The 18,677-nt window shown below is 60.5% G+C and carries 18 protein-coding genes; 3 read left to right on the forward strand and 15 right to left on the reverse strand.

Translation table 11 applies throughout. The features are described 5' to 3' along the window. Nucleotides 1-78: 78 nt before the first annotated feature. The 12 genes from NOM06_RS09995 to NOM06_RS10050 all read right to left on the reverse strand — a co-directional run bounded on the left by NOM06_RS09995 (nucleotide 79) and on the right by NOM06_RS10050 (nucleotide 11,164). Complete coding sequence (locus tag NOM06_RS09995; RefSeq protein WP_255911392.1) at nucleotides 79-576, reverse strand: NUDIX hydrolase; 498 nt, start codon at nucleotides 574-576, stop codon at nucleotides 79-81. After that, nucleotides 576-1,514, reverse strand: coding sequence for a pseudouridine synthase (locus NOM06_RS10000; protein WP_255911394.1), 939 nt, complete (start codon nucleotides 1,512-1,514; stop codon nucleotides 576-578). Before NOM06_RS10000 ends, NOM06_RS09995 begins: the two co-directional genes overlap by 1 nt. Nucleotides 1,515-1,620: 106 nt before the next feature. Further along, nucleotides 1,621-2,388, reverse strand: coding sequence for a PTS sugar transporter subunit IIA (locus NOM06_RS10005; protein ID WP_255911396.1), 768 nt, complete (start codon nucleotides 2,386-2,388; stop codon nucleotides 1,621-1,623). After that, a complete protein-coding gene (locus tag NOM06_RS10010; RefSeq protein WP_005334611.1) occupies nucleotides 2,388-2,693 on the reverse strand; it encodes a PTS fructose transporter subunit IIB in 306 nt (101 codons plus the stop codon). The genes NOM06_RS10005 and NOM06_RS10010 overlap by 1 nt, the downstream gene beginning before the upstream one ends. A gap of 219 nt (nucleotides 2,694-2,912) precedes the next feature. After that, entirely contained in the window at nucleotides 2,913-4,319 is a 1,407-nt protein-coding gene (uhpT, locus tag NOM06_RS10015; RefSeq protein ID WP_005334609.1) for a hexose-6-phosphate:phosphate antiporter, read from the reverse strand. A gap of 579 nt (nucleotides 4,320-4,898) precedes the next feature. After that, entirely contained in the window at nucleotides 4,899-6,806 is a 1,908-nt protein-coding gene (locus tag NOM06_RS10020; protein ID WP_058055764.1) for a fructose-specific PTS transporter subunit EIIC, read from the reverse strand. 535 nt (nucleotides 6,807-7,341) lie between these two features. After that, nucleotides 7,342-8,118 (reverse strand): phosphotransferase family protein, encoded by a 777-nt coding sequence (locus tag NOM06_RS10025; protein WP_255911398.1) that lies wholly within the window; start codon nucleotides 8,116-8,118, stop codon nucleotides 7,342-7,344. Nucleotides 8,119-8,129: 11 nt separating this feature from the next. Beyond that, on the reverse strand, nucleotides 8,130-8,645 hold the full coding sequence (locus tag NOM06_RS10030; protein ID WP_255911400.1) for an AAA family ATPase: 516 nt from the start codon (nucleotides 8,643-8,645) through the stop codon (nucleotides 8,130-8,132). Nucleotides 8,646-8,750: 105 nt separating this feature from the next. After that, a complete protein-coding gene (locus NOM06_RS10035; RefSeq protein WP_255911402.1) occupies nucleotides 8,751-9,467 on the reverse strand; it encodes a sugar isomerase domain-containing protein in 717 nt (238 codons plus the stop codon). 56 nt (nucleotides 9,468-9,523) lie between these two features. Continuing rightward, nucleotides 9,524-9,982 (reverse strand): hypothetical protein, encoded by a 459-nt coding sequence (locus NOM06_RS10040; RefSeq protein WP_255911404.1) that lies wholly within the window; start codon nucleotides 9,980-9,982, stop codon nucleotides 9,524-9,526. Between the two features lie 357 nt (nucleotides 9,983-10,339). Then, nucleotides 10,340-10,603, reverse strand: coding sequence for a hypothetical protein (locus NOM06_RS10045; RefSeq protein ID WP_043850394.1), 264 nt, complete (start codon nucleotides 10,601-10,603; stop codon nucleotides 10,340-10,342). A gap of 96 nt (nucleotides 10,604-10,699) precedes the next feature. Beyond that, complete coding sequence (locus tag NOM06_RS10050; protein WP_255911406.1) at nucleotides 10,700-11,164, reverse strand: MerR family transcriptional regulator; 465 nt, start codon at nucleotides 11,162-11,164, stop codon at nucleotides 10,700-10,702. 210 nt (nucleotides 11,165-11,374) lie between these two features. Here NOM06_RS10050 and NOM06_RS10055 point away from each other — a divergent pair, with 210 nt between their 5' ends. Continuing rightward, nucleotides 11,375-12,619, forward strand: a complete 1,245-nt coding sequence (locus NOM06_RS10055; protein ID WP_255911408.1) for an NADH:flavin oxidoreductase/NADH oxidase family protein — start codon at nucleotides 11,375-11,377, stop codon at nucleotides 12,617-12,619. A gap of 46 nt (nucleotides 12,620-12,665) precedes the next feature. On the opposite strand, the gene NOM06_RS10060 is transcribed toward NOM06_RS10055, so the two are convergent. Then, entirely contained in the window at nucleotides 12,666-13,703 is a 1,038-nt protein-coding gene (locus NOM06_RS10060; RefSeq protein WP_255911410.1) for a Mal regulon transcriptional regulator MalI, read from the reverse strand. Nucleotides 13,704-13,984: 281 nt separating this feature from the next. On the opposite strand from NOM06_RS10060, the gene malX reads away from it, so the two are divergent. Both malX and NOM06_RS10070 read left to right on the forward strand, forming a co-directional pair. Next, entirely contained in the window at nucleotides 13,985-15,556 is a 1,572-nt protein-coding gene (gene malX, locus NOM06_RS10065) for a maltose/glucose-specific PTS transporter subunit IIBC (protein ID WP_255911412.1), read from the forward strand. Between the two features lie 87 nt (nucleotides 15,557-15,643). Beyond that, a complete protein-coding gene (locus NOM06_RS10070) occupies nucleotides 15,644-16,834 on the forward strand; it encodes a MalY/PatB family protein (protein ID WP_255911414.1) in 1,191 nt (396 codons plus the stop codon). A 143-nt stretch (nucleotides 16,835-16,977) separates the two neighbouring features. Here the strand turns inward: NOM06_RS10070 and ruvC are convergent, their stop codons facing one another. After that, on the reverse strand, nucleotides 16,978-17,499 hold the full coding sequence (gene ruvC / locus NOM06_RS10075; protein ID WP_005334512.1) for a crossover junction endodeoxyribonuclease RuvC: 522 nt from the start codon (nucleotides 17,497-17,499) through the stop codon (nucleotides 16,978-16,980). A gap of 115 nt (nucleotides 17,500-17,614) precedes the next feature. Continuing rightward, nucleotides 17,615-18,664 carry an efflux RND transporter periplasmic adaptor subunit gene (locus NOM06_RS10080; RefSeq protein WP_255911416.1) on the reverse strand — a complete coding sequence of 350 codons (1,050 nt, stop codon included), beginning with the start codon at nucleotides 18,662-18,664 and terminating at the stop codon, nucleotides 17,615-17,617. Between the last annotated feature and the right edge of the window lie 13 nt (nucleotides 18,665-18,677).

An 18,677-nucleotide genomic window follows, 5' to 3' on the forward strand; every position in this document is an offset into this window, starting at 1 on the left:
GCCACTGTCCCCATCAGGAACCTTGCAACAGGAAATCGTTTTTCTTGTGGCGATTGCCAGCGGATGCCAGCTCTGCCCCTAGCTCTGGATAAAGGCCTTGAGCGCCGAGAGCGGCAGGCGTGTTCCCGCCAGATAATCCTCGATGCATTGCCACACCAAGGGGCTTCTCAGGGCCGGTTTGCACTCGGCGATCTCCTCCAGGGTGAGCCAGTGGCAGGCGAGGATATCGCCGTCAGGGTCCTCTGGATGGTGCTGACCCGGCGCTTTTTCAAGGTCGAAGATGATGGCGGTGCGCACATAGGTGGCCTCGCTGTCGGCCGGTTTATAGAGATAGGTGCCAAGCCAGGAGGTAGGCGTGGCGGTCAGCCCCGTCTCCTCTTTCAGCTCGCGGCAGGCGGCGGTGAGCAGATCTTCACCGGCCTCCACATGGCCGGCGGGCTGGTTGAAGCGGCGCTGGCCCTTGATCTCCTCTTCCACCACCAGAAAGCGCCCCTGCCACTGCACCAGGGCGGCGACCGTCAGGCGCGCCTCCATACGGGCGTGACTGGTGGTCGATTGCTCTGCCTGATTGCTCATCATGACTCCTTGTCGCTGCTATTGGGAGTGCCCGTACGGGCGGGTCTGCGTGCCGTTCCTCGCCCGCTGCTGCGGGGTTTGCCGCCGGTCGGGTTCGTGGCTGCGCGCTCGGTTAGGTGAGTGCTGCGAGGACGCTCGTCCCGTCTCGGCTGGCTGGCCCGCCGTGGCGCCTCCCCTGCCGGTTTGGCCGGTTTGGCGGTATGAGCGCCTGAACGTGATGAGGAGGGACGCGGGCGGCTGCTGGAGCTCGGCGCCTGCTCGGGGGCGGGCAGGGCGCGGCTCTGCCCGGGTGCCAGCCCGTCTTCTTGCCAGTTACCCAAGGTCCAGTCGCCGATGGCGTAGCGAATAAGGCGCAGGGTGGGGTGGCCGATGTGGGCTGTCATCCGCCGCACCTGCCGGTTGCGCCCCTCCACTATCTTGATCTCCAGCCAGCAGGTGGGGATCTCCTTGCGCTCGCGAATGGGGGGATTGCGCGGCCACACCGCAGGCTCATCCATGATGCGCGCCCCGGCGGGCAGGGTCATGCCGTCGTTGAGCTCCACGCCGGCGCGCAGGGCGGCCAGTTTTTCTTCGCTGGGGATCCCTTCCACCTGCACCCAGTAGGTCTTGGGGGTCTTCTCCCCCGGCTGGGTGAGGCGCGCCTGCAATTTGCCATCGTTGGTGAGCAGCAACAGCCCCTCGCTGTCGCGGTCAAGCCGCCCTGCGGCATAGATGCCGGGCTCTTTGATGTAATCCTTGAGGGTCTCGCGGCCCGCCTCGTCGGTGAACTGGCAGAGCACCATGTAGGGCTTGTTCAGCAGGAGCAATTTGCGATCCTCTGGGGCCAGCTCCGGTTTGCGGGGGGATGCATGGCGAGGTGCGGCTGGTTTGGCTGCCGTGCGCGGGGCGTTATCGCGTGGCGAACGGCTGACAGAGAGACGGGGGCGGGGAGATTTCATCGGATACACACTTCAGACAGACGATGGCAGCGAGTGTACCACAGGGTGCTGAGGGCAGGATGAATGGCTGTGGCGTCACAACAAGCAGTGCCCAGAGCCAATTCGCCTAGCTCAGCAGGCTCTCGATGACGATAGCCTGACGGGCGGGGGCCGAGCCCGCCAACAGCAGGGCGTGGCTAACCACATCGTCGATCATCGCCTGCGCCAGTCTAGTGAGGGGGCGCAGGGTCTCCCGTTCGCTACCAACCGGCACCGCCAGCAAAATGATGGTCTGCACCGGCCCGATTTGAGAGCCCCACTCGATGGGCTCCTTGCAGCTAAGCAGGGTCAGCGCTGGCTGGCTGATCCCTTCGCTCAAAACATGGGGCATGGCGAGGCCGGGGCGGATGATGGTGGCTGAGACCTGCTCGCGCCGACTGATCGCCTCCTCCAGCGCGGCTCTGTTGCTGACCAGCTCGGCGGGCAGCAGATCGATCAGATGCTCGAGCGCTTCGGCTTTGGTCAGCGGTTCGGGGCTGTAGGCCAGCTGGCGCAGGGCAAAATGGTAGCCGGGCAGAGCGTTGGTCAGTCGCAACTCCGCCAGCGCGGCGGTGCGCGGGCGCACCAGCGGTTGACCCAGTTCGCCGCACCAGCAGGTGAAGGCCATGTGGGCGAGCTCGGCATCGCACCCTTCAATCTGCAACTGGCAGAGATCGCCGGGCTGGGTGGCGAGGGTCAACAGGGAGAGCTGGTTGCTGGCGGCAACGGTCTGGCGCCGGGTGAGGTTGGCACAGCGGATGGTGGATTTGAACATCCCCGCCAGCCGGTTCAACTGCTTGGCCTGGGTGATGCTCAACCCCTGCTGGCAGTAGAAGGTGATTTCGCGGGTCAGCATCAGGCCGGGATCGGCAGAGCCTTGAGTACGGCGTTGGCATCCAGCAACACGGTTTCCAGTCTCACCTGATGGATGGTGCAGCCGAGGAAGCGCTCTTTCTGCTCAATCTCGATATCGGAGGCAATCAGCACCAGGTCGGCGCTGGCAATATCGCGGGCGGTCAGCATGTTCTCCATGCCCATGGCGCCCTGAGTCTCGACCTTGATCTTGAGTCCCAGCCCAGTGGCGGCTTTTTGCAGGGCATCGGCAGCCATATAGGTATGGGCGATACCGGTCGGGCAAGCGGTGACGGCGACGATCTTCATCTGCTCTCTGTGATGCTGACAAGGGGGAGCAACAAGATAGCGCCAGCGGGGGGCTTTTACCAAAAGTCCATATGAAAAGTGGGATCTTGATGGGGATATGCCCGTCCCTTGAACGGCTGTGCAGGCTCATGCCGGGCCAGTCGGGTGTCTGGTTGCTCCAAACAACAAGGGCCACCCCTGTGGGTGGCCCTGAACAATCTGCGTCTGTTGTTATGGCTATCAGGCGGTCTGGGCGGCCAGTTCGGCGGCTTTCAGTTCGCGCTTGATGCGGCGGATCTTGCGCTCCTCGGCGACCGCGACACAACCCATCAGCACCAGACAGGCGGCGGCTGCGATATCCAGCGCCGCGAAGGTGCCGGTCCAACCGGTCAGACCGAAGATGGGGGTGCCATCGGCGATCATGCCCAGACCCAGTTTGGCGAAGCTGTCACCAATCAGGTAGGCAAAAGTGCCCTTGACGCCATCGGCCACGCTGATGCCCTGCTTGGGGACGAAGCCCACGGCGGCGACGCCGATCAGCAGTTGCGGACCAAACACCAGGAAGCCCAAAGTGAACAGGGAGCCCAGGAACATAAACTGGGTGGTCGCATGCTGGTAGAGACCCAGGGTGGCGATGATGAGCGCCAGTGCCACACAGGCAACCAGACCACGACGACCGTTGGCCAGATCGGAGAGGTAACCCCACATCAGGGTGCCGACCAGAGCGCCCACTTCGAAGAAGGTAAAGCCCTGAATAGCCACGTCTTTGGAGAAGCCCAGCTCCTGGTGGGCATAGACGGTGGACCACTGGTCGATACCGATACGCACCACGTAGAGGAAGATGTTGGCAAAGCAGAGCAGCCAGATCACCTTGTTGAGCAGCACGTACTTCACGAAGATCTGCCACTTGGTCAGCTTCTGCTCTTCGGTGGCGATATCCTCTTCGCTCGCCACTTCGTCAAACAGCTCTTCCACCTTGCCAAGGCCATAGGCTTCCGGCGAATCGCTACCAAAGCGCAGGCCGATAAAACCGACGATCAGCGCGATGATGGAGGGGAAGATAAACATGCCGAGCACGTTGCCATCGAACAGGTAGTTGGCACCGAACAGCGCCACACCGGCCGCACCGGCACCGCCCACGTTGTGGGAGAGGTTCCACATACCCAGATAGGTGCCGCGCTTGTTGCGAGGGGTCCACTTGGTGATGGTGGAGTAGCTGCACGAACCGCCACAGCTCTGGAAGAAACCGCTCAGGGCGTAGAAGAAGATCATGAAGTAGAGGCTGAAACCGGTGCCGCCCATGCTGGCACTGAAGCCCAGCATGCACAGAGCGGAGAGGATCAGCATCAGCGGCAGGAACTGCTTGGTGTTCTTGCCATCGGCGTAGTAGGAGACGATGGTCTTGCCCACCCCGTAGGTGATGGAGAAGCCAAGGCCGATCATCCCAAGCTCGGTCATGGAGAGACCGTACTCCTGGATCATGTCATTTTGCGCAATGTTGAAGTTCTTGCGGATCAGATACATGGTCAAATAGCCAATAAATACAACCAGATAGGATTGCATAAACGGCTTGAACCAGAGCTTGCGCCGGGCTTCGACCGGCAGGTCCAGGGTGGGGACCCGGACCTGTTGGAGCAATTTCAACATCTTCGTTCATCCTCTGCGAGATAGACGGTATTTCCGCCGCGCCCCTCATTTGTAGATAGGTTGTTCGAGGTCACGCCACGGAAGGGGGAACGGAACGTCGGGGCTGTCAGCCGTTGCTGCGCTCGACGCTCCATCCATATAAACCCGGGCCCGGCACGGGATGACGGGGCGCATTGCCCGTCGCGGTGCGGGTCACGACATCAGGTGGGGTGACTCTAATAAGAGGGGCAAAAAATGGCTTGAGAGCCATCCCTAGTGGGGCTAGGAAATTTTCCTAGTTTTTGCGCTTTCGCGGACAAAGCGTGAGAAACATCACACCGCTGACGCCGGATTGCTGCCATTTCAGCCAGTTTGGCGCTCTGTGTGAGTGCTGGGCTGGTGGGATGGATAGGCCAGAAGGGAGCTAGGGAAAGGCAAGGAGAGAGGTGAAGGGAGAGACGAGGAAGAGTGCTTATCGACCACTATTTCTCGGGGGGCGATATTGGGAAATACGGCCCGCCAGCTATCCCCAAAAACAAGAGGCCACCCCGTGGGGTGGCCTCTTTTTATGCTCTACGAGCCGCGATGGCGATGGAGGCCTCAGGCCGCCTTGGCCAGGGTTACCTCATCACTCTTTTTGACCCGCAGTTTTTTCAGGGCAACCGCGACCACGCCGGTGACGATGGCACCGCAGATCATGCAGAGCAGGGCCAGCAGCGGCTTGTTGACCGCACCCAGCAGGGCCACGATGGGGCCACCGTGGGCAACGCTGTTGGTGATGCCAAACAGGAAGGCCATCACAGCTGCGGTCATGCTGCCCAGAATGTTGGCCGGGATCACGGCCAGCGGGTCACGGGCGGCGAACGGAATCGCCCCTTCGGAGATACCCACCAGACCCATGGCACCGGCTGCTTTGCCCGCTTCGATTTCAGAGGCATCGAAGATACCGAGCTTGCGACCGAGTACGGTCGCCAGCGACATGCCAAGGGGCGCAGCCGGGATGGCGCAGGCCATGGCGCCCATAAACTGGGTCTGACCGGAGGCGATCATGCCGACGGAGAAGAGGAAGGCCACCTTGTTGACCGGGCCGCCCATATCAAAGCCCGCCATACCACCCAGCACGATACCCAGCAGCACCAGACTGCCACCGCTCATGGAGAGCAGCATGGCATTGAGGCCAGTCATCATGTCGGCAATCGGGGCGCCGATGATGAAGATGAATACGGCAGCGATAAAGAGCGACCCGACGATGGGGGCGATCAGGATCGGCACCAGCGGCTGCACCATCTTGTGGTACTGGCGAGTGGCAATCCAGCGCACCAGATAGCCGACCAACAGGCCCGCAATGATGGCACCGATAAAGCCGGTACCTGCGTCAGCGCCGTAGAAACTGCCGTTGTTGGCGATCCAGCCACCGATAAAGCCCGGTGCCAGTGCCGGACGATCACCGATGGCGTAGGCGATATAGCCCGCCAGAATGGGGATCATCAGGGTGAAGGCGGCCACGCCCACGTTGAGGATCTGGTTCCACATGCTCCCTTCCGGGATCTGCATGCCGCTCGGGGTCGGGTTGCCGCCGATGGCCAGTGCCAGCGCAATCAACAGACCGCCGGTCACCACGAACGGGATCATGTGCGATACACCGTTCATCAGGTAGCGATAGAGATCGGAACTGCCACCCGCGCTCTTCTCTTCACCTTTTTTATCTTCTTTGCCAGCCACATAGGCGGGGGCTTTCAGGGCCTGCTCGATCAGACCCTTACCATCCTTGATGGGGGCCTTGACGCCGGTTTTGATGAGGGGCTTGCCGGCGAAGCGGGCCATGTCCACCTGCTTGTCACAAGCCACCACGATGGCGGTGGCACGGGCAATCTCGTCCGCGGTCGGGCTGTTCTTGACGCCGATGGAGCCGTTGGTCTCCACCTTCACCTCATAACCCAGCTCCTTGGCGGCGCGCTCCAGCGACTCGGCCGCCAGATAGGTGTGGGCGATACCAGCCGGGCAGCCGGTGACACCGATGATAAAGCCCTTGCTAGTGGTCGGGGCCGCGCTCTGCTCCTCTTTCTTGGTCAGCAGCAGCGCCAGCGCATCGGCCGGGGTTTTTGCCGCCAGCAGTTTGGCGATAAAGCCCTCTTCGATCAGCTTGCCGGAGAGCTCGGCCAGCACTTCGATATGGTGGTTGGCGCCGCCATCGGGGGAGGCGATCATAAAGAAAATGTGGGACGGCTTGCCATCTTCGGCGCCGTACTCGATGCCGTTGCGGCTGATGCCGATGGCGACCGCCGGATTGCACACCGCCGCACTCTTGGCGTGGGGCAGGGCCACGCCCTCTTCAAAGCCGGTGTTACCCAACTCTTCGCGGGCCCACAGATCCTTGATAAAGGCCTGCTCGTTGCTGACCTTGCCTTGCGACGCCAGCAGGCGGGCCATCTCGGTGAAGACCTCTTCCTTACGCGTCGCTTTCAAATCGAGGTTGATCAGATGTTCATTGATCAAGGTGGTGATCATGGCGCTCTCCCCGCTTCCGGTGACGGAAGCTATGCGTGAGTACGTATCGACGTACTGGATAAAAATGACCTGATCATTATCGCGGCTCGCCCGCACCCTCCCTATCGGACAAATGTGCTAATCACTGGATTTTTGTGCGCAGTAAAACGCGATGTGATGAAGATCCCGTTTTCAGGCAGGACTCACCATTTTCAGGCCATTGCTGGTTTTTTCTTTAAAAACAAATAAATGGATTGTGGCTGGCCTCGCAACCAGGTTTGTAATGTGTCATATCAATAAATTAATCACCAGCAGGATCTGGATTTATATGTGGTTTTAAGGCGTTATCAGATGTGACCTTTCTCACAAAAAGTCGCAGTTTCGTCGGGCGGATTAGGATTTTTATGCGCCTGATGGCGGAGGCCAATCGCATTGGCTGGGCGAGCGCAGAGGGGCGTTGTTTGGGAAGAAAGTGTGGTGGCAAGAGAGGGATGGCTGAAAAGAGAGAGGTGATAACGCGAACGTTCGAATACGCTCCGCTATTCGAACCTACGGATTACACAATATGCGCCACCGACTCCAGCCAGTGGGGAACTTGTTGCCGATACCACTCCAGATATTGCTGTGCCTGCGGCTTCTCCCTTCTGGTCAGCAGATTGGTGACTTCAATAATCAGCCAGCACTTGGCCATGACGAGATGGCGCAGCAACCGGTCGCCAGAGAGCAGCGAGCTGTGGTGCAGATAGCGTTCAATGATGGTTTCATACTCAGCCAGCGAACCCATCCGCGGCACCAGCGGGGCCAGATCGATGGCTGGGCTGCCATAACCAAATCGCTCCCAGTCAAACAACACCAGCTCACCATTGTCGCGGGTGCCCCAGTTGCCCTCGTTGCTATCTCCCGAAATCAGGTATGACTCCTCGAATAGTTCGTGGCCAACTTGCTGGATATGGCGGATCTTCTCGTTTACCGCTTCCGGCAGGCAGAGTACAGAGAGCGCCTCGTTGGTGTCGGCGAGCGACCAGCTGTGAGTTTTCATCGCAAAGTCGGGCTGATAGTTGGCGTTATGCAGGCAGGCCAGCTGAGCAAAGGTCTGTTCGTTGTGGTGCAGCTGCGTGAGCGTGACCGGATGAGGGATCTGCTCAAGGAACAGGGTCTCCCCTTCGACCTTGAGCAGGGTAGGAGTGTTGAGCCCGCTCAAATGTAGTGCGGCGCGTTGGTAGAAATGGCGCTCGACAGGCGATGCGCCGCTTTTTCTGATACAGGGTTTGCCATCCAGCAGCTGGAGATTTACCGAAGCGCCCCCCATTTTCGCCAACTCCTGTTGCGTCATCCTCTACCCCGTTAGCTATGAGTGGTCAGGTGCGTGAGATAGCTACTTACCTCTGCCCGAGTCGTGAAACGGTGCTTGTCGTTTGGGAATCGTTCAAACAGCTCGCGATGGAATTGGCGGGAGCTTTTACCGGCTCGCTGCCCATATTCAGATGCCCACACCAGCAGTTGTTGAAAGCTCTCTTCGGCTGCTACGGCATCCCGTTGCCTGGCACTTTGTGATCCGCGCGATAGCAGTGAATCACGGCATACCGACCAGTCGAGATCCAGAAAAAGCAGGGTATCGGCGGCATCAAGCAGTTGCTCGGCCAGGGCGCCAAATACCCCTTCGACCACCCATGAGGGCTCTTGAGCAAGTGTTTGGATGGCATGGTCAATCTCATGCTGGGGCCGTTTTTGGTTAAAGCCGCCCGGCTGCCAGACAATGGGGTCCAGATTGACCTCGCGGATAGTTAACTGTTCAGCCAATCGAGCCGCTAACCAGCTCTTGCCCGATCCCGAGTTGCCAATAATCAGAATACGTTTCATCTATGAGTGCTCTTTTCTGGAACATCTCGTATGTTGGGCCAAACATCGTAGGTTGGAGCTGAACGAAGTGAAGCCCAACGTTTACCGCGACAATATCTTAATTGCTTACATCGACTTCAATCGCCCTTGGAAATGGCGGTAAACATCATCGTTATTAAAGCCATCCACATTCTGGCTGGAGAAAATAAGCGGGGTGACGCCTTGTGCCAGCGCCAGTTTCTGCGCTTCGACTACCAGCGTATTGATCAGCACCATGCCGGAGATGGAGGAGAAGGCGCCGGTGACCCGATCATTGACTTCGCACAGGCCATCGCCCGGCGGCACGCAGTTATCCAGTACCAGATCGGCCAGCTCCATCAGTTTCTGGCCAGAAGGGTGACGACTCGGGTTTTGCTCCGATTGCGCCACCGAGGTAATAGCGATCACCTTGTGGCCGCGTGCTCTGGCAAGCTGGGCCCACTCGATGGGCAGGGCGTTGCGCCCCGAATTGGAGATGACCACCATCAGATCCCCCGGCGCAATCGGCTGCTCCTCCCACAGGATGGCGGCAAGCCCCGGCAGCTTCTCCAGCGCCGAGCTGCGCAGGGCACCATCGGCGGTGGTGACGGTGGAGTCGAGCACGGCGTTGATATTGCCAAGGCCACCAGCACGGATAAACCCCTCCAGCCCGACCATATGGGAGTGTCCGGTGCCCAACATATGGATCATCTTGTTGTGGACGATGGCCTCGCTAAACCAGTGAGCCGCCTGCCGGATCCCGGCTTCGTTCTGGCTGACCATGGTAGCGATGCGCGCTTGCAGTTTTTCGACGTACTCAAACATAGCTTCGGGATCCTTTTCTGTTGCCGGAGAGGGGAACCTCATCCTGTGAACGGGTTCTATTGGGTGACTCTTAAGATCCGCTGCGATTTATCAACCTGCTTGTTTAATTCTTTGAGCTTGTTAAGAGAGATTTGGTATTGACCATTTGAGGGCAGGGGCTTCCCGTCAAACTGCTGCCATACCAAGTTTCCCGGGCCATTAAAAATCTCTTCGAATGTGCCGTTGGGAAGAATTTTGATGGCGATGGTGTGTTCTGGCTGGCTGCGGAAGGCGACTGATTTTGCCTGCGTGGCTTTGATTTCAACTTGCAGCCCGGATGGAGATAAAGCGTCATATCCCTTGTTTGATGCATTCATCAATTCTAACCCGTAAGCATCTGCAACCAGACATTCGCCAATACTGCCGACCATATGGCCATCGGGCGTAAAGTGTCGTCCCGGAAACATTTCTTCAAGCTCCTCTACTGTCGAGTAGAGCTGTTGTACCAATCTCTGGAATTGCTTGTGATCGATCATGTTTTTTACCGCTTTGATTGTTCAGTTTTGTCGGTCGGATTGTCGAAGCGTAATTGGACGGTCACGAGGAAATTATCGCTACATCCCATTTCTTGCTGGCACGCTACCGCCCCTGGACGACAGCCTCCACTCTGCTGCTGTTAACCGGCGATGTGGCGGGAGGGGATGGCACTATGGTGGCCAGAGCGATCTCGGCAACGTCCCTCCCAATCCCGGTTGCCAAGTGAGCCATGGTAATCAAGGTGGGGGCGATGCAAAACCGGCAGCAGGTAAAAACCTGCCAAGGATCAACAAACTACTTGCTTGATGGCGGGAGTTTATTCGGTTGGTTGTGTGACGGATGACAGACTGTAGCCATCAATACTCCAGAAACTTCTCTCCGCAGCGTTCGCAAATTAGATGTTTTACATGGGTGGTCTGGTAGGCCAGTGTTTCACCAAACGCCCAGTTGGTGATGCTGCTGGAAGTAAAGGCTTGCCAGAAGGCTTTGCGCGGATCCTTGGGCATGATGTCCTGGCTGTGATCGCGGGCGACCAGCACCACGATATGGCGGGTTCGTTCCCTGCATTTGTCACAGCGATGGATTTCACTCGGCGGGTTCTGGTCGTGCGGGTGGCTCATACATGGGCTCGTGAAGTGAGGCTGGCGCCCATCATATTCCTCTTCACTTGGCTCTCAATCTCTCTGATCGAGGGCGTGTGCCGGTTGTGAACAGGATCACCTTTTGTGGCGTGACACAGACTTGGCCGTGGTGGCAGCCTTTGCGACGTGCTTGTGAGAGGGTATGCCCATGCTGGCCAATACCCGGGCGGCGTTCTCTTCACAGGGCATCTCGTCGGGTTTGGACTCCACCAGCCGGATCAGGGTCTGCAACTGCTGCTTGCTGTGGGCAAGCCTGGCCTCCAGCGCCTCTATGTCGTTCACTTTGGCCTTGAGTGCCGCCAGCAGCGGGGCATGTTGCCAGGTGCTGATATCCGCCGGTACCAGCTGCTTGATCTCGTCGAGGGAGAAGCCTGCCTGCTGTGCCTGGCTGATGATGGTCAGCAACGGCACTGTCTCGGGCGGGTAGTCGCGATAGCCGTTGGCCCCCCGTTGCACCTTGTTGAGCAGGCCCCTGGTTTCGTAAAAGCGGATAGCCGATGCCGTCATGCCGGTCTGTCTGGCCAGTTCACCGATCTTCATCTTGCCTCCTGGGCTGCGGGTTGATGGCCCCTGACGTTAAGGCTGAGGGGCGGGTGCCGGGAGATTCTAGGGTTAAAGCCCGCTTGAATGTCAACGGCTCCGAGCAAGGGGAGGAGCCTTTTCTTGGTCGTAGCGGCATCTCGACAAAGGGCTTGACCTTCAAGTCAGCTTCAAACTTATGGTGGGGCCCTCACTACCGAGGAGATCGCCATGAACCCATTTACTCCCCTGACCCTGCCCAATGGCAGCCAGCTTATCAACCGTCTCGCCAAGGCAGCCATGGAAGAGAACATGGCTGACCGTGACCATGCCCCCTCCGAGGCGCTGATCCGCCTCTATCGCACCTGGGCAGAGGGCGGCGCTGGTCTTATCATCACTGGCAATGTGATGGTGGATGGGCACGCCATGACGGGAGCGGGGGGCGTGGTGCTCGACACCCCGGCGCTATCCCCACAGCTGGTCGGGCGTTTCAGGGCCTGGGCCGAAGCGGCCAAAAGCGGGGGCGCCCAGATCTGGATGCAGATCAACCACCCCGGTCGCCAGATGCCGGCGGCGCTGGGGCAACCTACCCTAGCACCTTCTGCCGTGCCCATGGCGCTCGGCAGTTTCTCCAAACAGTTCTCACCGCCCAGGGCCATGAGCGAAGCCGACATTGCCGAGGTAAAAGCACGCTTTATCAATACGGCGCTGTTGGCACAGCGTCTCGGCTTTGACGGAGTGCAGATCCACGCTGCGCACGGTTATCTGCTAAGCCAGTTCCTCTCGCCGCTCACCAACCAGCGCCGCGATCGTTGGGGCGGCAGCCTTGAGAATCGTGCCCGCTTGCTGCTGGAGATAGTGCAGGGGATCCGTGAGCAGGTGGGGGAGCGCTTCTCACTGTCGGTCAAACTCAACTCCGCCGACGTTCAGCGTGGCGGCTTCAGTACCGAAGATGCCAGAGCGGTGGTCGACATGCTCAACCCGCTCGGGGTGGATCTGGTGGAGCTCTCCGGTGGCAGTTACGAGGCGCCCGCCATGCACGGCCAGGCCCGCGATGGCCGCACTCTGGCGCGGGAAGCCTATTTTCTGACGTTTGCCGAAGAGATAGTGAGTGCCGCTCATATGCCCGTGATGGTGACCGGGGGGATCCGCCGTTATCCGGTGGTGGAACAAGTGCTCGGCAGCGGAGTGGCGGTCGTTGGCATGGCCACCGCGCTTGCCATCGCCCCGGATCTGCCTGCCAGATGGCGCCGTGAGCAGGCGGCAAGCGCCGAGCTCAGACCCATCTCCTGGAGCAACAAGGTGTTGGCTTCGGTAGGCTATATGGCGATGGTGAAATACCAGCTGCGGCGGCTGGGCCGAGGTCAGCCGAGCCACCCCAAGGTTGCACCATCGCTGGCGCTGGCTTGCCAGCAGTGGCAAACCCTGCTTGGCAACGCCCGCTATCGGCGCTGGATCAAGGCGCAGGAAAAGTGAAGAGAGGGCGGTTCGCAGGCGGGCGAGCTCGGGCTGCCCAGCCAGTTTAGGCTGATTCTCGCTTTTGCAGATTGGGGGTGATGATATGGCGGTTGGGGGCAAGCTCGGGTTGCTGCATCCGGGTCAGCAGCCGCCTTGCCGCCTGACGGCCGATTTCGCGGGCCGGTGAGCTGACAAAGGTAAGGGCGGGGGAGGTGAGTTCGGCCTCCGCCACATCGTCAAAACCGAGCAGGGCCACTTGCTGGCCGATGTAGTTGTCCTTGCCCACGGTGCGGCCGCTCGCCTCGACGCCATAGATGGCGCCGAGCGCCACCTCGGGGTAGTGGCAGAGCACGGCGGTCACCTTGGGGTGCTGGTGCAGCAGCTGGGCGATGGTGTCGGCTGCGCTGCGCTGGGTGCGCTCGCACTCCAGTACCCACTCCGGTTTGAAGGGCAGGCCATATTGCAACAGGCTGGCGCAGTAGCCGCCGATCCGCTCGGCACGGGTGAGGGAGTCGGCCCGCCCGCCGACATAGGCGATATGGCGGTGGCCCTGCTCGATAAGGTAGGTGGTGGCCTGCTTGGCGGCGTGGGTGTTGTCGGGGCCGATAAAGTCCACATCATCCCGATAGTAGGAGCGGGCGGCGCACACCACCGGCAGCTCGGAATCGAGCAGGGTCTCCAGGGTTTTGGCCGCCGCGCCGCGCACCGGATTGAAGATGATGCCCGCCACCCCTTGCCGTGACAGGGAGTGGATGTTCTGCTGCAGCCGCTCCGGGCTGTGGCCGCACTGGGTCAGAAACAGCAGATAACCCTGCTGCTCCAGCACCTCGCTCACCCCGGCGGTCACCTCGGTATAGAAGGGGTCGGTGATGTCGCGCAGGATCAGCCCCACCAGATTGGATTGCTGGCTGCGCAGGTTGGCGGCGGCGCTGTTGGGCACGTAGTCGAGCTCTTTGATCGCCTGCTGCACCCGCTCGGCGGTGGCCGGCGAGATGCGCCCCTTGCCGTTGAGCACCATGGAGACGGTAGTGACCGACACTCCCGCCCGCTGGGCGACATCGGTGATCTTGGTGGCTTTGGCAGAGAGGGATTTGGGCGACATAGGGCGAACGGACGACGGACAGTTGAAAGCGAGGCCCCAGCATACCTGCTCAGATGCTCAAGTGAAACGTTACATCACCATCTGGCCGATCCGGCTCACAAATTTGGCACCTGCTGCCAGCCAGCCCCCTTATTCTGTGATCCTGTCGGCACTTGTAAGTTGATAAAACGTTTTATCATCCAGCAAAACCTGATGCTGACCCGCGCCTCTGCGTCGAGATTGCTTCGAGCAGCCACGGGGAAAGCCGCAGATATTGCTGTCTATTCACAAGGAGCCGTTTCATGGCCAAGTCTCAAGCCAAATCCACCATCTGGGAGTTCCTGCAGAGCCTCGGCAAGACCTTTATGTTGCCGGTCGCCCTGCTGGCCTTCTCGGGCATCCTGCTCGGTGTCGGTAGCTCGCTCACCAGCGATGCGGTCAAGCAGAGCATGCCCTTCCTCGACAATACCGTGCTGCAACTGCTGTTCCTCTGGATGACCAAGGTGGGGCTGGTGGCCTTTATCTACCTGCCGGTGATGTTTGCGGTGGCCATTCCGCTCGGGCTGGCGCGAGAAGAGAAGGGGGTCGCGGCCTTTGCCGGTTTCGTCGGCTATGCGGCGCTCAACCTCTCCATCAACTTCTACCTGACCGTGGCCAACGTCATCGGTGACGCGGCGGCGGAGAAGGCCTACGGGGTGAAATCGATCCTCGGCATCAGCTCCATTGACACCGGTATTCTGGGGGCCATCATCGTCGGGGTGATCGTCGCCAAACTGCACGCCCGTTTCTACACCTACAAGATGCCCGATGCGCTCGCCTTCTTCGGCGGTGCCCGCTTCGTGCCCATCATCACTGTATTGGTGCTGGGTGTAGTAGGTCTAGTCGTGCCGTTCGCCTGGCCCTGGTTTGCTGCCGGCATCAACGGCATCGGGGCGCTCATCTCCCACGCTGGTCCCTTCGGCCCCTTCCTGTTCGGTACCGGTGAGCGCCTGCTGCTGCCGCTCGGCCTGCACCATATTCTGGTGGCGCTGATCCGCTTTACCGAAGCGGGCGGCACCCAGCTGGTATGCGGTCACGAGGTGAGCGGCGCACTCAATATCTTCTACGCCGAGCTCTCCTGCGCTGATACCAGCGGCTTCTCGGTCTCTGCCACCTCCTTCCTCTCTCAGGGCAAGATGCCAGCCTTCCTCGGCGGTCTGCCGGGCGCGGCGCTCGCCATGTATCACTGCGCTCGCCCGGAAAATCGCGGCAAGATCAAGGCGCTGCTGGTCTCCGGCGTGGTGGCCTGCGTCATCGGCGGCATCACCGAGCCGCTCGAGTTCCTGTTCCTGTTCGTGGCACCGGTGCTCTACGTCATTCACGCCATCCTGACCGGTCTGGGCTTTATGACCATGGGGCTGCTTGGCGTCACCATCGGCAACACTGACGGCAACCTCATCGATTTTCTGGTGTTCGGCGTGCTGCAAGGCACCGCTACCAAGTGGTATCTGGTGCCGGTCGCGGCCGCCATCTGGTTTGCCATCTACTACAGCGTGTTCCGCTTCGCCATCGTGCGCTTTAACCTGAAAACCCCCGGCCGCGAAATCGAAACCAGCGAGACGGCCCAGCCCGCAGGCAAGAAGGCCGGCAACAGCGGTTACAACGGTGAAATCATCCTTAACGCCCTGGGCGGCGCCGATAACATTCTGGCGCTCGATAACTGCATCACCCGCCTGCGGATGTCGGTGCAGGACATGAGCCGGGTCGATGACAAGGTACTGAAAGCAAACGGCGCCATCGGGGTGATCAAGCTCGACGAGCACAACCTGCAGGTGGTGATTGGGCCCCAGGTCCATCTGGTGAAAAACCAACTGCAGAGCCTGATGGGGGCCTGAACCGGCCAATAAGATCCGAACGGGGGGCGCAAGCCCCCCTTGTTTGCCTCTCCCAATATGTCTCCTGTTTATGGAGGGAGAAACTTCATGCACGATATTTATGACTTCGACCGTGTGGTCGACCGCCACGGCACCTACTGCACCCAGTGGGACTATGTGGCCGACCGTTTTGGCTATGCCGATCTGCTCCCCTTTACCATCTCCGATATGGATTTCGAGACCGCCCCCTGCATTCGCCAGACGTTGGCAACCCGCCTTGAGCACGGGGTATTTGGCTACAGCCGCTGGAATCACGACGACTTCAAGGGGGCGGTGAGCGACTGGTTTGCCCACCGCTACGGCGCGACCCTCGATCCCGAGACGCTGGTCTACGGCCCTTCGGTCATCTATGTGATTGCCCAGCTGGTGAGCCTCTGGTCGGCGCCGGGAGAGGGGGTGCTGGTGCATACCCCCGCCTACGATGCCTTCGGCAATATGCTGGCCGCCAACGACAGGGTGCTGCTGCCCTGTCCGCTCAAAAAAGAGCTGGGGAGTTACCAGATCGACTGGCAATGTTTCGAGCAGCAAGCCGCTCGTCCCGATTGCCGGATTTTGCTGCTCTGCAGCCCCCACAACCCCACCGGCCGGGTCTGGACGCGGGATGAACTTTGCCGGATGGCCGCCATCTGCCAGCGTCACGGGGTCAAGGTCATCTCGGACGACATCCATATGGATGTGAGCTTTGCCCGCTACCTGCCGTGGAGCGAGGTAGCGCCGGACGATCACTGGGCGCTGGTGAGCTCGGGCTCCAAATCCTTCAATATTCCCGCCCTTGGCGGAGCCTACGCCTTTATCGCTAACGCCGAGGCGCGCGCCGCCTATCTGCAGCGGCTCAAGGCGGCCCATGGCCTCTCATCGCCGCCCATTCTCGGGGTGCTAGCCCATATCAGCGCCTATCGGGACGGCGCTGGCTGGCTCGATGCGCTCAAATCCTACCTGCACGGCAATCTCGCCCATGTGGCGGCGCGGCTCAACGCGGTTTTCCCCGCCATCGACTATCGGGTGCCCGAGGGAACCTATCTCGCCTGGATTGACCTGCGCGGTCTTGGCATCGACTCCACCAAACGGATGGATGCGCTGCAAACCGTGCTGGTGGAGAAATACCGGGTCGCCATCATGCGCGGCGACACCTACGGCCCGGAAGGCACAGGTTATATCCGCCTCAACGTCGGCTGTCCGCGCTCGAAGGTTGACCAAGGACTCGACGCTCTTATCAGCGCGCTGGGGGAGCTGGTGTAGAGCAAATCCATTCAACATGAGAAACATAACGGGGCCATCAGTGATGGCCCCGTTATGTGGGGAAATATAAAAAACCGCCCCGGATTTACGGGGCGGTTTTTTTATTTAGCGATACCGAGATGAGTCGTGGACGACACAAGGGCTCAGCGATAGCGGCCACGTACGGAGCTGCTGGCGCGGCCGGCCATCTTGATCAGGCTCTGGCGGGTGTGCAGGTGGCAGAGCGCGACGCCGAGGGCATCTGCTGCATCCGCCTGCGGGGTGGCGGAGAGTTTCAGCAGATGGGTCACCATATGCTGCACCTGCTCCTTGGCGGCGCCGCCAGTGCCCACCACTGCCTGCTTGATCTGGGTGGCAGAGTATTCGCTCACCGGCAGATAGGCGTTGACCGCGGCGACGATGGCGCTGCCCCGGGCCTGTCCCAGTTTCAGGGCCGAGTCGGCGTTGCGGGCCATAAAGACCCGCTCGATGGCAAACTCGGTGGGCTTGAACTGGGTGATGATCTCGCATACCCCGTCATAAACCTGCTTGAGGCGCTCCGGCAGCTCGCCGCAATCGGTGCGGATGCAGCCAGAGCCCAAGTATTCGGCCTTGCCGCCCACGACCCGGATAACCCCGTATCCGGTGATCCGCGAACCCGGATCGATGCCCAAAATAATGCTCATGGGTGTTGATTGCTCTAAACGCGAGTGATGGCCGCCAAGATAGCAAACTGTGGCCCGTTTGGCTGTATGTCCCGGGTCAAGCGGGCAAAGATTGGCCAGCTTGACCCGGGCGTGGCTACCCCTTGAACAGCGCTATGGTGTCGCCATCCTGCAGGCTGCCTGCGCCACGCACCACCACCCGATCCCCCTGCTTGAGGGAGCCGCTCACCGCCACCTGCTGGCTGTCGCCAAACAGCACGGTGACCGGCACCCGATTCACCTTGAGCGCCTTGCCGCTTCGCGCCACCTGATAGACCACGCTGCCATCGGTGCCGAGCACCAGAGCGTCACGGGGCAGCAGCATGCTCTGCTGATCCCCCAGTGGCAGGGCAACCCGTACCGGCGAACCGATGATGAAGTTGCCCGCTTCCGGTTTGAGGCGCAGCTCGATGAGGCGCGATTTGGGATCGGCGCTGGCGGCCCGCTGGTAATAGACGCCGTGACCGCTCAACTGCTCCCCCTCCACCCGCAGCCGGGTTTGCGGCGCCAGCTGCTGGGCCCAGAGAATGGGGGCCTGCAGGCGGATATCCGGCTGATCCGGGTTGACCAGCTCCAGCGCCTGCTCGCCCGCGTCCACATGCTCGCCGGGTTGGATGAAGTGGTTGTTCACCACCCCGTCGAACGGGGCATAGATGTGGCTGCGGCGCAGCTGTTCTTCAATCTGGTTTACCTGTATGGCGGCCAGTCGCTCGGCCAGCGCGGCCTGCTCCACATCGTAACTGGCCTTGTCGTACTGGCTCTGGGAGGCGCTCTTTTGCTGGTGCAGCCGGGTGATCCGCTGGGATTCGGCGCGGGCGAAGCGCAGGTTGCTCTGCCATTTCGCCTGCTCGGCGCGAGCCTGCTCCAGCGAGAGGCGCAGTGCTGCGCTGTCGAGGCGCAGAAGCTCGTCCCCTTTTTTGACCCGGCTGCCAAATTCGGCGATCCACTCCACCCGGCCGCTCACTTCGGCGCTGAGCGCCGCTTGCTGGCGACTCGCCACCGTGCCGCTGACCCAGATATTGGCGGCCGCATCCCCTTGGGTCACATCCGCCAGGGTCACCATCTTGCCCTGATCGGCCAATACCGGTAGCGCACTGCCTGCTATCAGCACAGCGCCAGCCAACATTCGGGTAATCATATGTGTCATCGATGAGCTCCTT

Source organism: Aeromonas sp. JL9 (assembly GCF_024436075.1).
GTDB classification, from domain to species: domain Bacteria; phylum Pseudomonadota; class Gammaproteobacteria; order Enterobacterales; family Aeromonadaceae; genus Aeromonas; species Aeromonas veronii.

Coding starts and splice junctions, on each gene's coding strand:
- NOM06_RS10055 (WP_255911408.1), top strand. CDS start 11,375: ATGAACCCATTTACTCCCCTGACCCTGCCCAATGGCAGCCAGCTTATC.
- NOM06_RS10005 (WP_255911396.1), bottom strand. CDS start 2,388: ATGCTGACCCGCGAAATCACCTTCTACTGCCAGCAGGGGTTGAGCATC.
- NOM06_RS10045 (WP_043850394.1), bottom strand. CDS start 10,603: ATGAGCCACCCGCACGACCAGAACCCGCCGAGTGAAATCCATCGCTGT.
- uhpT (WP_005334609.1), bottom strand. CDS start 4,319: ATGTTGAAATTGCTCCAACAGGTCCGGGTCCCCACCCTGGACCTGCCG.
- NOM06_RS10035 (WP_255911402.1), bottom strand. CDS start 9,467: ATGTTTGAGTACGTCGAAAAACTGCAAGCGCGCATCGCTACCATGGTC.
- NOM06_RS10000 (WP_255911394.1), bottom strand. CDS start 1,514: ATGAAATCTCCCCGCCCCCGTCTCTCTGTCAGCCGTTCGCCACGCGAT.
- NOM06_RS10010 (WP_005334611.1), bottom strand. CDS start 2,693: ATGAAGATCGTCGCCGTCACCGCTTGCCCGACCGGTATCGCCCATACC.
- NOM06_RS10050 (WP_255911406.1), bottom strand. CDS start 11,164: ATGAAGATCGGTGAACTGGCCAGACAGACCGGCATGACGGCATCGGCT.
- NOM06_RS10040 (WP_255911404.1), bottom strand. CDS start 9,982: ATGATCGATCACAAGCAATTCCAGAGATTGGTACAACAGCTCTACTCG.
- NOM06_RS10020 (WP_058055764.1), bottom strand. CDS start 6,806: ATGATCACCACCTTGATCAATGAACATCTGATCAACCTCGATTTGAAA.
- malX (WP_255911412.1), top strand. CDS start 13,985: ATGGCCAAGTCTCAAGCCAAATCCACCATCTGGGAGTTCCTGCAGAGC.
- NOM06_RS10070 (WP_255911414.1), top strand. CDS start 15,644: ATGCACGATATTTATGACTTCGACCGTGTGGTCGACCGCCACGGCACC.
- NOM06_RS10080 (WP_255911416.1), bottom strand. CDS start 18,664: ATGACACATATGATTACCCGAATGTTGGCTGGCGCTGTGCTGATAGCA.
- NOM06_RS09995 (WP_255911392.1), bottom strand. CDS start 576: ATGAGCAATCAGGCAGAGCAATCGACCACCAGTCACGCCCGTATGGAG.
- ruvC (WP_005334512.1), bottom strand. CDS start 17,499: ATGAGCATTATTTTGGGCATCGATCCGGGTTCGCGGATCACCGGATAC.
- NOM06_RS10060 (WP_255911410.1), bottom strand. CDS start 13,703: ATGTCGCCCAAATCCCTCTCTGCCAAAGCCACCAAGATCACCGATGTC.
- NOM06_RS10030 (WP_255911400.1), bottom strand. CDS start 8,645: ATGAAACGTATTCTGATTATTGGCAACTCGGGATCGGGCAAGAGCTGG.
- NOM06_RS10025 (WP_255911398.1), bottom strand. CDS start 8,118: ATGACGCAACAGGAGTTGGCGAAAATGGGGGGCGCTTCGGTAAATCTC.